This is a genomic window from Candidatus Chryseobacterium colombiense, from assembly GCA_029203185.1.
Lineage (GTDB): Bacteria > Bacteroidota > Bacteroidia > Flavobacteriales > Weeksellaceae > Chryseobacterium > Chryseobacterium colombiense.
In genome coordinates, this window is the sequence record CP119310.1 from 3389291 (window position 1) to 3401927 (window position 12637).

Here is a 12637-nt window from a genome sequence, read left to right on the forward strand (position 1 = left end):
ATCATGTCTATTATCATTAAACCAGTTATCTCAGAAAAGGCTAATTACCTTACAGATTTAAGAGGTTCTTATTCTTTCTTGGTAGATACTAAGGCGAATAAAATCCAAATTAAAAAAGCTGTAGAAGCGGCTTATGGTGTAAAAGTAGCAGACGTTAACACAATGATTTATGCTCCGAAGGTTTCTTCGAAATACACTAAAAAAGGTCTTCAAGTAGGAAAGACAAACAAATTGAAAAAAGCGGTAATCAAACTTGCTGAAGGTGAGGTTATCGATATTTTTGCTGTAAATTAATTATTAATTATAAATAATAGTAATGTCTGTTAGAAAATTAAAACCTATCACCCCGGGACAGAGATTCAGAATTGTAAACAATTTTGAGGAAATTACTACTAACAAGCCAGAGAAATCTCTGACAGTTGGTATTAAAAAGTCAGGTGGACGTAACCAAACAGGTAAAATGACCATGCGTTACACCGGAGGTGGACACAAAAAGAAATACAGAATTATTGACTTCAAAAGAAACAAAGCTAACGTTGAAGCAACTGTAAAATCTGTAGAATACGATCCAAACAGAACTGCATTTATCGCTTTATTAGAATACGCAGACGGAGAGAAGAGATATATCATCGCTCCAAATGGTATTAAAGTAGACCAAAAAGTAGTTTCAGGTGAAAGCGTAGAACCAAATGTAGGTAACGCAATGAAATTGAAAAATATTCCATTGGGTACTGTAATTTCTTGTGTTGAAATGAAGCCTGGTCAAGGTGCTATTTTAGCAAGAAGTGCTGGTTCTTCAGCTCAACTTACTTCAAGAGACGGAAAATATGCAATCATCAAATTGCCTTCAGGAGAATCTAGAATGATCCTTACTGAATGTATGGCAATGATTGGTTCAGTTTCTAACTCTGATCACCAATTAACTGTATCAGGTAAAGCTGGTAGAAGCAGATGGTTAGGTAGAAGACCAAGAACAAGAGCGGTAGTAATGAACCCTGTAGATCACCCAATGGGTGGTGGTGAAGGACGTTCTTCTGGAGGTCACCCAAGATCTAGAAACGGTAAACCATCTAAAGGTTACAAAACTAGAAAGAAAAACAAAGTGTCTAACCGTTACATCGTATCTAAAAGAAAATAATTATGGCAAGATCACTTAAGAAAGGACCGTTCATTCATCATACTTTAGATAAGAAGGTTCAGGCAAATATAGAAGCTAATAAGAAAACAGTTATCAAAACTTGGTCTAGAGCATCGATGATTTCTCCAGACTTCGTAGGGCAGACTATTGCTGTACACAACGGGAAATCTTTTATCCCTGTTTACGTTACAGAAAACATGGTAGGTCACAAGCTAGGCGAATTTTCTCCAACAAGATCTTTCAGAGGTCATGGTGGTAACAAAAACAAAGGAAGCAGATAATCATGGGATCAAGAAAAAGAGAAAGTGCATTAGCACGTAAATTAACAAATCAGGATGTAGTAAAAGCATTACATAATGATTGCCCGTCTTCTCCAAGAAAAATGAGATTAGTAGCTGATATCATTAGAGGAGTAGAAGTAGACAAAGCTTTATACATTTTAAAATATTCTAAAAAAGACGCTTCTAACAAATTGGAGAAAGTTTTACTTTCTGCAATGGCAAACTGGCAAGCGAAAAACGAAGGTGCTGATATTGAAGAAGCAAACCTTATCGTTAAAGAAATTTTTGTAGACAGTGCAAGACAATTGAAGAGACTAAGACCAGCTCCACAAGGAAGAGGGTATAGAATCAGAAAAAGATCAAACCACATTACACTAATCTTAGGTACAAAAGAAAATTAATCAAGGTATGGGACAGAAGACAAATCCAATTGGTAATAGATTAGGTATCATCAGAGGATGGGATTCTAACTGGTTTGGTGGAAACGATTATGGAGACAGAATCGCTGAAGACTACAAAATCAGAAGATACCTTGAGGCTAGATTATCTAAAGGTGGTATTTCAAAAATTTATATTGAAAGAACATTAAAATTAGTTACAGTTACAATCACTACTGCTAGACCGGGACTTATCATCGGTAAAGGAGGTCAGGAAGTTGATAAATTAAAAGAAGAATTGAAGAAACTTACAGGTAAGGATATTCAAATCAATATTTTCGAAATCAAAAGACCTGAACTTGATGCTGTATTAGTTGCTGATAGTATTGCTAAGCAAATTGAAAACAGAATCTCTTACAGAAGAGCTGTTAAAATGGCTATGGCTGGTACAATGAGAATGGGTGCAGAAGGGATCAAAGTTCAAATCTCAGGAAGATTGAATGGAGCTGAAATGGCAAGATCAGAATCTTTCAAAGAAGGAAGAATTCCATTGTCAACTTTCAGAGCGGATATCGATTATCATATCGGTGAAGCATTAACTCAATACGGTAAGTTAGGAGTTAAAGTTTGGATCATGAAAGGAGAAGTTTACGGTAAAAGAGAACTTTCTCCACTAGTGGGACAACAGAAGAAAGGTCCATCAGGAGGAGGAAACAGAGAGAGAGGAGACAGAGAGAACAGAAAACCAAGAAGAAACAATAATAATTAAAAATTTTAGATTGCAAATTTTGAATTTTAAATTGCCGTTACTTTTTTAAAATCTAAAATCTAAAATCTAAAATCTAAAATTTAGAAAATTATGTTACAACCAAAAAGAACCAAATTCCGTAGAGTTCATAAGATGAAGATGAAGGGGATTGCTCAGAGAGGTAATCAACTTGCTTATGGAACTTTCGGAATCAAAGCAACAGAAGGTGCTTGGATCACTGCAAGACAAATTGAAGCTGCGCGTATCGCTGCAACAAGATATATGAAGAGAGAAGGTCAGCTATGGATCAAAATCTTCCCAGATAAGCCAATTACTAAAAAACCAGCGGAAGTACGTATGGGTAAAGGTAAAGGTGCTGTGGAATATTGGGTAGCTGTAGTAAAACCAGGTAAAATTATGTTCGAAATCGGAGGTGTTCCTTACGAAGTAGCGAAAGAAGCACTTAGACTTGCCGCACAGAAATTACCAGTAGTTACTAAATTCGTAGTTGCTAACGATTTTGTTAAACCTCTATAATCTTTGAATACAATGAAAAAAGCTGATATTAAAAATTTAAGCGCGGGTGATATTCAAACTCAATTGACTGAAGCAAAAGTTCAATATCAAAAATTGAAATTGGCTCACAAAATCAGCCCAATTGAAAACCCGATTCAAATCAAAGATTTGAGAAAGACAATCGCAAGATTAAACACAGAGTTAACTAACAAACAATAATTTCATTTTACAATGGATAGAAATTTAAGAAAAGAAAGAATCGGAGTGGTTTCCAGCAATAAAATGGAAAAGACCATTGTTGTTAGTGAAACGATGAGAATCAAGCACCCGATGTACGGTAAATTCGTATTGAAAACGAAAAAATATACTGCACACGACGAGAACAACGAATGTAACGAGGGAGATACAGTTCTTATCCAAGAAACTAGACCTTTGAGCAAGAACAAGAGATGGAGATTAGTAAGAATCATTGAAAAAGCTAAGTAATAATGTTACAAACAGAATCAAGATTAAAAGTTGCTGATAACACAGGTGCAAAAGAAGTACTAGTTATTAGAGTTCTGGGAGGAACCAGAAGAAGATATGCTTCAGTTGGTGATAAAATCGTTGTTACTATCAAAGATTCTACACCATCAGGAAACGCTAAAAAAGGTCAGGTATCTAAAGCTGTAGTAGTAAGAACTAAAAAAGCGGTTAGAAGAAAAGATGGTTCATACATCAAATTCGAAGACAATGCTTGTGTATTACTAAACGCAGCGGGAGAAATGAGAGGAACTCGTGTTTTCGGACCGGTTGCTCGTGAGTTGAGAGACAAAGAATATATGAAAATCATTTCATTAGCTCCTGAAGTACTTTAATATTTAAAATTGTAAAAAAATGTCAAAGTTAAAAATAAAAAGAGGAGATAACGTAATCGTAACTACAGGTAAGAAAGGTCTTAAAGGTAGTACTGGTGAAGTTATTGAAGTGATCAAAAAAGAAGGAAGAGACCCTAGAGTAGTTGTTGCAGGACTTAACATCATCAAAAAGCACGTTAAGCCTTCAGCTTCAAATCCTCAAGGAGGAATCGTTGAAAGAGAAGCTTCTATTCATATCTCAAACGTAGCTTTAGTTGGAAAAGACGGAAAAGCTATCAAAATCGGTTACAAAATCGAAGGAGATAAGAAAGTAAGAATCAACAAAAAAACGGGTGAAACTTTATAATTTTAAATAACACATGGAATATATAGCAAGACCCAAAAAAGCATATAAAGAAACGATTGTTCCAGCAATGATGGAAGAATTCGGATACAAATCAGTAATGCAGGTACCAAGACTTGAGAAAATCATTTTATCTCAAGGTTTAGGAGACGCTACTGCTGATAAAAAGATCATCGATTATGCTGTTGAAGAATTAACGAACATCACTGGTCAGAAGGCTGTAGGTACAATCTCTAAGAAAGACGAAGCTGCTTTCAAATTGAGAAAAGGTATGCCTGTAGGTGCTAAAGTTACTCTTAGAGCTAATAAAATGTATGAGTTCTTAGATAGATTAACTTCTTCTGCATTGCCACGTATTAGAGATTTCTCTGGTATTAAAGCTGACGGATTTGATGGTAGAGGTAACTATAACTTAGGTATCACTGAGCAAATCATCTTCCCTGAGATCGTAATCGACAAAGTGAAAAAAATCCAAGGGATGGACATCACTTTCGTTACTACTGCGAAAACAGATAAAGAAGCTAAAGCATTATTAACTCACTTCGGTTTACCATTTAAAAAGAACTAAGAAATGGCTAAAGAATCAATGAAAGCGCGTGAGCGCAAAAGAGAAGCACTAGTTGCTAAATACGCTGCTAAAAGACAAGCTCTTAAAGAAGCTGGTGATTACGAAGGACTTCAAAAATTGCCTAAAAATGCTTCTCCTGTAAGATTACACAACAGATGTAAACTAACAGGTAGACCAAGAGGATACATGAGAACGTTCGGTATTTCCAGAGTAACTTTCAGAGAAATGGCAAACAACGGTCTTATCCCGGGAGTTAAAAAAGCTAGTTGGTAATAATTACTAATTAAAAATCGGGACAATTAAGTTGTCTAGATACTAAAGATAAAAAATATCAGACCGAAGTTTTCTGAAGTCTGATATTTTATTCTTCAAGTCTTTACAATACTGATTGTTCTTTAACCAATAATTTATAAAAGAAAAATGGTAACAGATCCAATTTCAGATTTCCTAACAAGAGTAAGGAACGCACAAAGCGCAGGCCACAAAGTGGTGGAAATTCCTGCATCGAAAATCAAAAAGGAGATTACTAAGATCTTATTTGATCAAGGGTATATCTTAAACTACAAGTTTGAAGATAGCGCTGTTCAAGGAACGATCAAAATCGCTTTGAAGTACGATAAGCAAACTAACAAACCAGCTATCAAGTCTATCCAAAGAGCTTCTAGACCAGGTTTGAGACAGTACAAAGGTTCAGGAGAACTTCCAAGAGTACTAAACGGTTTGGGTATTTCTATCATCTCTACTTCTAAAGGAGTAATGACTGACAAGAAAGCTAGAGAAGAAAAAGTAGGCGGTGAAGTAATCTGCTATGTTTATTAATTTTTAATCACAGGAAAATGTCAAGAATTGGTAAAGCAATTATAACAATTCCAGCAGGAGTTACAATCACTGAAAACAATGGTGTAGTAACTGTAAAAGGTCCTAAAGGAGAACTTTCTCAGGAACTTACAGCAGGAATTACTATAGAACAGAAAGATGGAGAACTGAACGTAAACAGACCATCTGATGCTAAACAACACAAAGCGCTTCACGGTTTATACAGAGCGTTAATCAACAACATGATTGTTGGTGTAAATACAGGTTTCGAAAAGAAACTAGAATTAGTAGGGGTAGGATACAGAGCTTCACACGCAGGTCAAAAACTTGAGTTAGCTTTAGGATTCTCTCACGGTATCGTACTAGAACTTCCAAGCGAAGTGAAAGTAGATACATTGACTGAAAAAGGTAAAAACCCAATTATTACTTTAACGTCTCACGACAACCAACTTCTAGGGATGGTAGCTGCAAAGATCCGTTCTTTCAGAAAGCCTGAGCCATACAAAGGAAAAGGTGTAAGATTCGTAGGAGAAATTGTTAGACGTAAAGCTGGTAAATCTGCTTAATAAATTATAAGTATTATGGCATTAAGTAAATTAGAAAAAAGAATAAGAATCAAAAGAAGAGTAAGAGGAAAAATCTCTGGATCTTCTGAATTGCCAAGATTATCTGTATACAAAAGTAATAAGGAAATTTACGCTCAGTTAATCGATGATAACAGTGGAAAAACTTTAGCTTCTGCTTCTTCAAGAGAAAAAGGAGTTGATGCTACTGGAACAAAATCTGAAGTTTCTGCTGCTGTAGGTAAAGCTATCGCTGCTAAAGCTATTGCTGCAGGAATTGAAAATATTGTATTTGATAGAAACGGATTCGTATATCACGGGAGAATTAAAGCTCTAGCTGATGGTGCGAGAGAAGGTGGACTTAAATTCTAATCATTAAATTTCGGAAAATATGTTAGGACTAGATAATATAGAAAGAGTAAAACCGGGAGGATTAGAACTTAAAGATCGTCTCGTAGCTGTTAACAGAGTAACAAAAGTAACTAAAGGAGGTAGAGCTTTCGGATTCTCTGCTATCGTAGTTGTAGGTAACGAAGATGGAGTGATCGGTTACGGATTAGGAAAATCTAAAGAGGTTGCTTCTGCAATTGCTAAAGCAGTTGAAGACGCTAAGAAAAACCTTGTGAAAGTTCCTGTAATGAACCACACTATTCCTCACCAAACTACTGCTAGATACGGAGGTGCAGATATCTTCTTAAGACCTGCTTCTCACGGTACAGGACTTATCGCCGGAGGTGCGGTAAGAGCGGTATTGGAGTCTGCTGGTATTCACGATATCCTTTCAAAATCCAAAGGATCTTCTAACCCTCACAACGTGGTGAAAGCTACTTTCAAAGCGTTATTGGATATCAGAAGACCTGAAGAGATCGCTAGAATGAGAGGAGTTTCTCTAACTAAAGTGTTTAACGGTTAATATATAAAACAATGGCAACAATTAAAGTAAAGCAAGTAAGAAGCGCTATTGGAAGAACAAAAACCCAAAAGAGAACGCTTGAAGCATTAGGATTTAAGAAACTTCACCAAGTTGTAGAACACGAAGCTACTCCTTCTATCTTAGGAATGATAGCTGCAGTTAGTCACTTACTTGAAGTTCAGAAATAATTAAAAAATTCAAAGATTAAAAGATTAAAATTTTCTTCCTATTTTAGTCGGAATTTTTTAATCTTTAAATTATTTAATCTTTAAATCAATAAAAAAATGAATTTAAACAATATAAAGCCAGCTGCAGGATCTACTTTCAATTCAAAAAGAATTGGTAGAGGTCAGGGTACTGGAAAAGGAGGTACTTCTACTAAAGGTCACAAAGGACAGAAAGCAAGAGCTGGTTATTCTCAGAAAATCGGTTTTGAAGGAGGTCAGATGCCTTTACAAAGAAGATTACCGAAATTCGGTTTCAAAAACATAAACAGAAAAGAGTTTAGAGGAATTAACCTTGATACAATCCAGACTTTAATCGAGAATAAATCTATCACTGGAGATATTACAAGAGAAGTTATGATTGAGAACGGTCTAATTACTAAAAACGAATTAGTGAAAATTATGGGTAGAGGAGAGTTGAAATCTGCGGTTTCTATCTCTGCTGACAAGTTCACTAAATCTGCTGAAGAGCTTATTGCTAAGGCAGGTGGAAAAGCAATTACCTTATAATAATTACTAATGAAAGAATTTATACAAACATTAAAAAATATTTGGAGCTTAAAGGAACTTAGAGATAAAATTATCTTTACTTTAGGTATTATCCTTGTGTATAGATTCGCATCTTATATCTCTTTACCTGCAATTAACCTTGCAGAAGTAGGAGATCTCTTAGAGCATTATAAAAGTCAGGGCGGTAACAAGCAAGGAGCAGGTCTCCTTGGCTTGCTTTCGTCGTTTACGGGGGGAGCTTTCAGCCATGCTTCCGTAATGGCGTTAGGTATCATGCCTTATATTTCTGCTTCTATTATTGTTCAGTTGATGGGGATGGCTATTCCTTATCTTCAGAAGCTTCAGAAAGATGGAGAGTCAGGTAGAAATACATTGAATCAAATTACTAGATGGTTAACTATTGGTGTTTGTCTTGTACAGGCGCCTTCTTATTTAACTTCTATTACTCAATTATTCTTACCATATGCTCAGTTCTCTTCTGCATATTATGTAGAGCCAAATTCTATTATGTTCTGGTTACCAAGCATTGTTATTTTGGTTGCTGGTTCAGTATTTGCAATGTGGTTGGGTGAGAAAATCACCGACAAAGGTATCGGAAACGGTATCTCTATCCTTATTATGGTAGGGATCCTTTCAAGATTACCTGAAGCATTCGTACAGGAAATGGCCGTGCAGAACGGAAAAGGAGGAATGGGGTCTATCATGATCCTTATTGAAGTAATTTTCTGGATGTTGGTTGTTCTTTTAGCGGTGGTATTATCTGTTGCTGTTAGAAAAATCCCTATTCAGTATGTTAGCAGAGCTCAAGCAAGAGGAGGTGTAAACAGAAATCTTATGCAAGGAGCAAGACAGTGGATTCCATTGAAAGTTAATGCTGCCGGTGTAATGCCGATTATCTTTGCTCAGGCATTGATGTTCGTACCTGGTTTATTAACGAAAGTAGATGAGTCTAATACTTTTCTTGCAGGTTTCAAGAATGTTTTTAGCTGGCAATACAACGTATTGTTTGCGCTATTAATTATTATCTTCTCATTCTTCTATACTGCGATTACAATTCCGGTAAACCAGATGGCTGATGATTTGAAGAGAAATGGAGGTTTAGTACCGAAAGTAAGACCCGGGAAAGAGACCGCTGATTATTTAGATGATATTTTATCAAAAATTACCTTGCCTGGTGCAATATTTTTATCTATCTTTGCAGTCCTTCCGGCAATTGTACACGGAAGCTTTGTTCAGACAGATGCGTTCGCCCTATTTTTCGGGGGGACATCACTATTGATTATGGTTGGAGTAATTTTAGATACTGTTCAACAGATTAATACATATCTGCTGAACCATCACTATGATGGCTTAATGCAGTCTAAATTATCAAGAACGACTGGATATTAATTATGGCAAAACAAAAACATATTGAACAAGACGGCGTTATAACGGAAGCACTTTCGAACGCTCAGTTCCGTGTAGAGCTAGAGAATGGGCATGTGCTTATTGCTCATATTTCTGGTAAAATGCGTATGCATTATATTAAACTTCTGCCTGGTGATAAGGTGAAATTAGAAATGTCTCCCTATGATTTGACAAAAGGGAGAATCACATTTAGATATTAAAACAATCTGCCAAATGGAGCATACGTTCCATTTGGCTATTGTTAAAAAATAAATACTATCAAAATGAAAGTAAGAGCATCAATTAAAAAAAGAAGCGCTGATTGCAAAATCGTACGCAGAAAAGGTGTACTGTTTGTAATCAACAAGAAAAACCCAAAATTTAAACAAAGACAAGGCTAAAATTAAATTATGGCGAGAATTTCAGGTATTGATTTACCAAAAAACAAAAGAGGCGTTATCGGTTTAACTTACATCTACGGAATCGGAAGAAGTACTTCTTCAGAAATCCTTAAAGCTGCCGGTATCAGCGAAGACAAGAAAGTCAACGAATGGAATGACGATGAATTGGCTGCAATCAGAACTTATATCTCTGAAAACGTAAAAGTAGAAGGGGAACTTAGATCTGAAGTGCAATTGAACATCAAGAGATTGATGGACATAGGATGCCAACGAGGAATACGTCACAGACTTGGATTACCTTTAAGAGGCCAGAGAACGAAAAACAACTCTAGAACCCGTAAAGGAAAGAGAAAAACTGTTGCTAACAAGAAAAAAGCTAGTAAATAATCGTTAGGAATTATGGCAAAACAAACTAAAGTAGTTAAAAAAAGAAAAGTAAAAGTTGAAGCTATTGGTGAAGCGCATATTCAGGCTTCTTTCAATAACATCATCATTTCTTTAACAAATAAAAACGGAGAGGTTATCTCTTGGGCTTCTGCCGGTAAAATGGGATTCAGAGGTTCTAAAAAGAATACTCCATTTGCTGCTCAAATGGCAGCTGAAAATTGCTCTGCTGTAGCTCACGAAGCTGGTTTAAGAAGAGTAAAGGTGTTTGTGAAAGGTCCAGGTGCAGGTAGAGAATCTGCAATCAGAACTATTCACAATTCAGGAATTGAAGTTAGCGAAATCATTGATGTGACTCCTATGCCACACAATGGATGTAGACCACCAAAAAGAAGAAGAGTTTAATTTTTAGAATTTACCCATTATGGCAAGATATATTGGACCTAAAACTAAGATTGCTAGAAAGTTTGGTGCTGCAATCTACGGAGATGATAAAAACTTCGAAAAAAGAAAAAACCAACCGCCAGGACAACACGGTCCTAACAAAAGAAGAGGTGCTAAAAAATCAGAATACGCAGTTCAGTTGGCAGAAAAACAAAAAGCTAAATATACTTACGGTATCTTAGAAAGACAGTTTGCTAACCTATTTGATAAAGCACACAGAAGTAAAGGTGTAACCGGTGAAGTTCTATTGCAACTTTGCGAATCAAGATTGGATAACGTAGTATACAGATTAGGTTTTGCTAAAACAAGATCTGCTGCTAGACAGTTAACTTCTCACAGACACATCACTGTGAATGGTGAGATTCTTAACATTCCATCTTATTTAGTAAAAGCTGGTGATGTAATCGCTGTAAGAGAAAAATCTAAGTCTCTAGAAGTTGTGGCTGAAGCTTTGGCATCAAAATCAAACTATGAGTGGTTACAATTCAACGATGAGAAAAAAGAAGGTACTTTCGTATCTGCTCCTGAAAGAATCCAAATTCCGGAAGACATCAAGGAACAGCTTATCGTCGAACTTTACTCTAAATAATTTTTTAATCAAATTTTTGCTCAACCCAATAATATGGCAATTTTACAATTCATAAAACCCGATAAAGTAATTTTACTTAACTCTGATGAATTTAAAGGTCAATTCGAATTCAGACCTTTAGAACCAGGTTTCGGGCTTACAATCGGTAATGCTTTGAGAAGAGTGTTGCTTTCTTCTCTGGAAGGATATGCTATTTCATCTATCAAAATAGAAGGTGTAGAGCACGAATTTTCAACTATTCCGGGAGTAATCGAAGATGTTACCGAAATTATTCTTAACCTTAAGCAGGTAAGATTAAAAGCTGCGGCAGAAAACCAAGCTAACGAGCAGGTAGTTGCTAAAGTTTCGGGGCAAACGGTGATCACTGCTGGAGATTTAGGTAAAGCGATGAGCGGATTTGAGGTTTTAAACCCAGATCTAGTTATTTGCAACCTAAATTCTGATGTTACTTTCGAAATTACTTTCAATATTGAAAAAGGTAGAGGATATGTTCCTTCGGAACAAAATAAGTCAAACAATGCACCTGTAGGTACTATTGCTATTGACTCTATTTTCACGCCAATTAAGAAAGTACAATACAGCATTGAAAATTATCGTGTAGAGCAAAAAACAGACTACGAAAAACTTGTATTAGATATAGAAACTGATGGATCTATCAGTCCTCAGAACGCTTTAACAGAAGCTTCTAAGATATTAATTTATCACTTCATGTTGTTCTCTGATGAGAGAATCACTTTGGAGACTGAAGCCGTAAAAGCATCTATCCAATATGATGAAGAGACTCTTCATACAAGACAATTACTTAAGTCTAAATTAGCAGATATGGATCTTTCTGTAAGAGCCCTTAACTGTCTGAAAGCTGCTGAAGTGGAAACTCTTGGAGAATTGGTTTCTTACAGTAAGTCTGATTTGATGAAATTCAGAAATTTTGGTAAAAAATCTTTGACAGAACTAGAAGAATTAGTGCATTCAAAAGGTCTAAACTTCGGTTTCGACGTTGCAAAATATAAATTAGACGCTGATAATTAATTAATAATGAGACACGGTAAAAAATTCAATCACTTAGGAAGAACAGCTTCTCACAGAAGCGCTTTACTTTCTAATATGGCTTGTTCTCTAATTGAGCATAAAAGAATCAACACTACTGTAGCTAAAGCGAAAGCTTTAAGAGTATATGTTGAGCCTCTATTAACAAAAGCAAAAGAAGATACTACACACAACAGAAGAATTGTTTTTTCATATCTTCAAAATAAAGAAGCAGTTGCTGAATTGTTCAGAACTGTAGCTCCTAAAATCGCTGAGAGAAATGGTGGTTATACAAGAATCATCAAGACAGGATTCAGACCAGGTGATGCTGCTGATACTGCTCTTATCGAATTGGTAGACTTCAACGAGCTTTATAATCCTAATGCTGAAGAGAAAAAGACTACAAGAAGAAGCAGAAGATCAACAACGGCTACTAAAAAAGAAGCTGTAGTTGCTGAAGCTCCTGTAGTAGAAGAAAAAGCTGCTGAAGCTGATTCTACAGAGGAAAAAACTGAAGAATAATATTCATTCAGATATAAATAAAAAACCGTTC

General features: G+C 35.8%; 26 protein-coding genes. All 26 read left to right on the forward strand.

Annotated elements, in window-relative coordinates; genetic code table 11:
• Window positions 1-3 precede the first annotated feature (3 nt).
• The 26 genes from rplW to rplQ all read left to right on the forward strand — a co-directional run bounded on the left by rplW (window position 4) and on the right by rplQ (window position 12606).
• Window positions 4-294: a 50S ribosomal protein L23 gene (rplW, locus tag P0Y62_15300; GenBank protein ID WEK69202.1), complete on the forward strand. Its 291-nt coding sequence runs from the start codon at window positions 4-6 to the stop codon at window positions 292-294.
• A gap of 22 nt (window positions 295-316) precedes the next feature.
• Complete coding sequence (rplB, locus tag P0Y62_15305) at window positions 317-1138, forward strand: 50S ribosomal protein L2 (GenBank protein ID WEK69203.1); 822 nt, start codon at window positions 317-319, stop codon at window positions 1136-1138.
• Window positions 1139-1140: 2 nt separating this feature from the next.
• Window positions 1141-1419 (forward strand): 30S ribosomal protein S19, encoded by a 279-nt coding sequence (rpsS, locus tag P0Y62_15310; GenBank protein ID WEK69204.1) that lies wholly within the window; start codon window positions 1141-1143, stop codon window positions 1417-1419.
• A gap of 2 nt (window positions 1420-1421) precedes the next feature.
• Entirely contained in the window at window positions 1422-1820 is a 399-nt protein-coding gene (gene rplV, locus P0Y62_15315; protein ID WEK69205.1) for a 50S ribosomal protein L22, read from the forward strand.
• Window positions 1821-1827: 7 nt separating this feature from the next.
• Window positions 1828-2565 carry a 30S ribosomal protein S3 gene (gene rpsC, locus P0Y62_15320; GenBank protein ID WEK69206.1) on the forward strand — a complete coding sequence of 246 codons (738 nt, stop codon included), beginning with the start codon at window positions 1828-1830 and terminating at the stop codon, window positions 2563-2565.
• A gap of 90 nt (window positions 2566-2655) precedes the next feature.
• Window positions 2656-3081 carry a 50S ribosomal protein L16 gene (gene rplP, locus P0Y62_15325; GenBank protein ID WEK69207.1) on the forward strand — a complete coding sequence of 142 codons (426 nt, stop codon included), beginning with the start codon at window positions 2656-2658 and terminating at the stop codon, window positions 3079-3081.
• Window positions 3082-3093: 12 nt separating this feature from the next.
• Entirely contained in the window at window positions 3094-3279 is a 186-nt protein-coding gene (gene rpmC / locus P0Y62_15330; GenBank protein ID WEK69208.1) for a 50S ribosomal protein L29, read from the forward strand.
• 12 nt (window positions 3280-3291) lie between these two features.
• Window positions 3292-3546 carry a 30S ribosomal protein S17 gene (gene rpsQ, locus P0Y62_15335; protein ID WEK69209.1) on the forward strand — a complete coding sequence of 85 codons (255 nt, stop codon included), beginning with the start codon at window positions 3292-3294 and terminating at the stop codon, window positions 3544-3546.
• Between the two features lie 2 nt (window positions 3547-3548).
• Window positions 3549-3917, forward strand: a complete 369-nt coding sequence (gene rplN / locus P0Y62_15340) for a 50S ribosomal protein L14 (GenBank protein ID WEK69210.1) — start codon at window positions 3549-3551, stop codon at window positions 3915-3917.
• A 19-nt stretch (window positions 3918-3936) separates the two neighbouring features.
• Window positions 3937-4263: a 50S ribosomal protein L24 gene (gene rplX, locus P0Y62_15345; protein WEK69211.1), complete on the forward strand. Its 327-nt coding sequence runs from the start codon at window positions 3937-3939 to the stop codon at window positions 4261-4263.
• Between the two features lie 13 nt (window positions 4264-4276).
• On the forward strand, window positions 4277-4828 hold the full coding sequence (gene rplE, locus P0Y62_15350; protein WEK69212.1) for a 50S ribosomal protein L5: 552 nt from the start codon (window positions 4277-4279) through the stop codon (window positions 4826-4828).
• Window positions 4829-4831: 3 nt separating this feature from the next.
• Window positions 4832-5101 (forward strand): 30S ribosomal protein S14, encoded by a 270-nt coding sequence (gene rpsN, locus P0Y62_15355; protein ID WEK69213.1) that lies wholly within the window; start codon window positions 4832-4834, stop codon window positions 5099-5101.
• A gap of 147 nt (window positions 5102-5248) precedes the next feature.
• A complete protein-coding gene (gene rpsH / locus P0Y62_15360) occupies window positions 5249-5647 on the forward strand; it encodes a 30S ribosomal protein S8 (GenBank protein WEK69214.1) in 399 nt (132 codons plus the stop codon).
• A gap of 17 nt (window positions 5648-5664) precedes the next feature.
• On the forward strand, window positions 5665-6210 hold the full coding sequence (gene rplF, locus P0Y62_15365) for a 50S ribosomal protein L6 (GenBank protein ID WEK69215.1): 546 nt from the start codon (window positions 5665-5667) through the stop codon (window positions 6208-6210).
• Window positions 6211-6225: 15 nt separating this feature from the next.
• Window positions 6226-6579: a 50S ribosomal protein L18 gene (gene rplR / locus P0Y62_15370; protein ID WEK69216.1), complete on the forward strand. Its 354-nt coding sequence runs from the start codon at window positions 6226-6228 to the stop codon at window positions 6577-6579.
• Between the two features lie 19 nt (window positions 6580-6598).
• Window positions 6599-7120, forward strand: a complete 522-nt coding sequence (gene rpsE, locus P0Y62_15375; protein ID WEK69217.1) for a 30S ribosomal protein S5 — start codon at window positions 6599-6601, stop codon at window positions 7118-7120.
• Window positions 7121-7131: 11 nt separating this feature from the next.
• On the forward strand, window positions 7132-7308 hold the full coding sequence (gene rpmD / locus P0Y62_15380; GenBank protein ID WEK69218.1) for a 50S ribosomal protein L30: 177 nt from the start codon (window positions 7132-7134) through the stop codon (window positions 7306-7308).
• Between the two features lie 96 nt (window positions 7309-7404).
• Window positions 7405-7854: a 50S ribosomal protein L15 gene (gene rplO / locus P0Y62_15385; GenBank protein ID WEK69219.1), complete on the forward strand. Its 450-nt coding sequence runs from the start codon at window positions 7405-7407 to the stop codon at window positions 7852-7854.
• Window positions 7855-7863: 9 nt separating this feature from the next.
• Window positions 7864-9243: a preprotein translocase subunit SecY gene (gene secY / locus P0Y62_15390; GenBank protein WEK69220.1), complete on the forward strand. Its 1380-nt coding sequence runs from the start codon at window positions 7864-7866 to the stop codon at window positions 9241-9243.
• Window positions 9244-9245: 2 nt separating this feature from the next.
• Window positions 9246-9461 (forward strand): translation initiation factor IF-1, encoded by a 216-nt coding sequence (infA, locus tag P0Y62_15395; protein ID WEK69221.1) that lies wholly within the window; start codon window positions 9246-9248, stop codon window positions 9459-9461.
• A 63-nt stretch (window positions 9462-9524) separates the two neighbouring features.
• The gene (gene rpmJ / locus P0Y62_15400) at window positions 9525-9641 is read left to right on the forward strand and encodes a 50S ribosomal protein L36 (GenBank protein WEK69222.1); all 117 of its coding nucleotides are present in this window, start codon (window positions 9525-9527) and stop codon (window positions 9639-9641) included.
• A gap of 9 nt (window positions 9642-9650) precedes the next feature.
• Window positions 9651-10028, forward strand: coding sequence for a 30S ribosomal protein S13 (rpsM, locus tag P0Y62_15405; GenBank protein WEK69223.1), 378 nt, complete (start codon window positions 9651-9653; stop codon window positions 10026-10028).
• Window positions 10029-10040: 12 nt separating this feature from the next.
• A complete protein-coding gene (gene rpsK / locus P0Y62_15410; protein WEK69224.1) occupies window positions 10041-10430 on the forward strand; it encodes a 30S ribosomal protein S11 in 390 nt (129 codons plus the stop codon).
• Between the two features lie 19 nt (window positions 10431-10449).
• On the forward strand, window positions 10450-11058 hold the full coding sequence (rpsD, locus tag P0Y62_15415; GenBank protein WEK69225.1) for a 30S ribosomal protein S4: 609 nt from the start codon (window positions 10450-10452) through the stop codon (window positions 11056-11058).
• Window positions 11059-11091: 33 nt separating this feature from the next.
• Window positions 11092-12087 (forward strand): DNA-directed RNA polymerase subunit alpha, encoded by a 996-nt coding sequence (locus P0Y62_15420; GenBank protein WEK69226.1) that lies wholly within the window; start codon window positions 11092-11094, stop codon window positions 12085-12087.
• Window positions 12088-12093: 6 nt separating this feature from the next.
• Entirely contained in the window at window positions 12094-12606 is a 513-nt protein-coding gene (gene rplQ / locus P0Y62_15425) for a 50S ribosomal protein L17 (protein WEK69227.1), read from the forward strand.
• Window positions 12607-12637 lie beyond the last annotated feature (31 nt).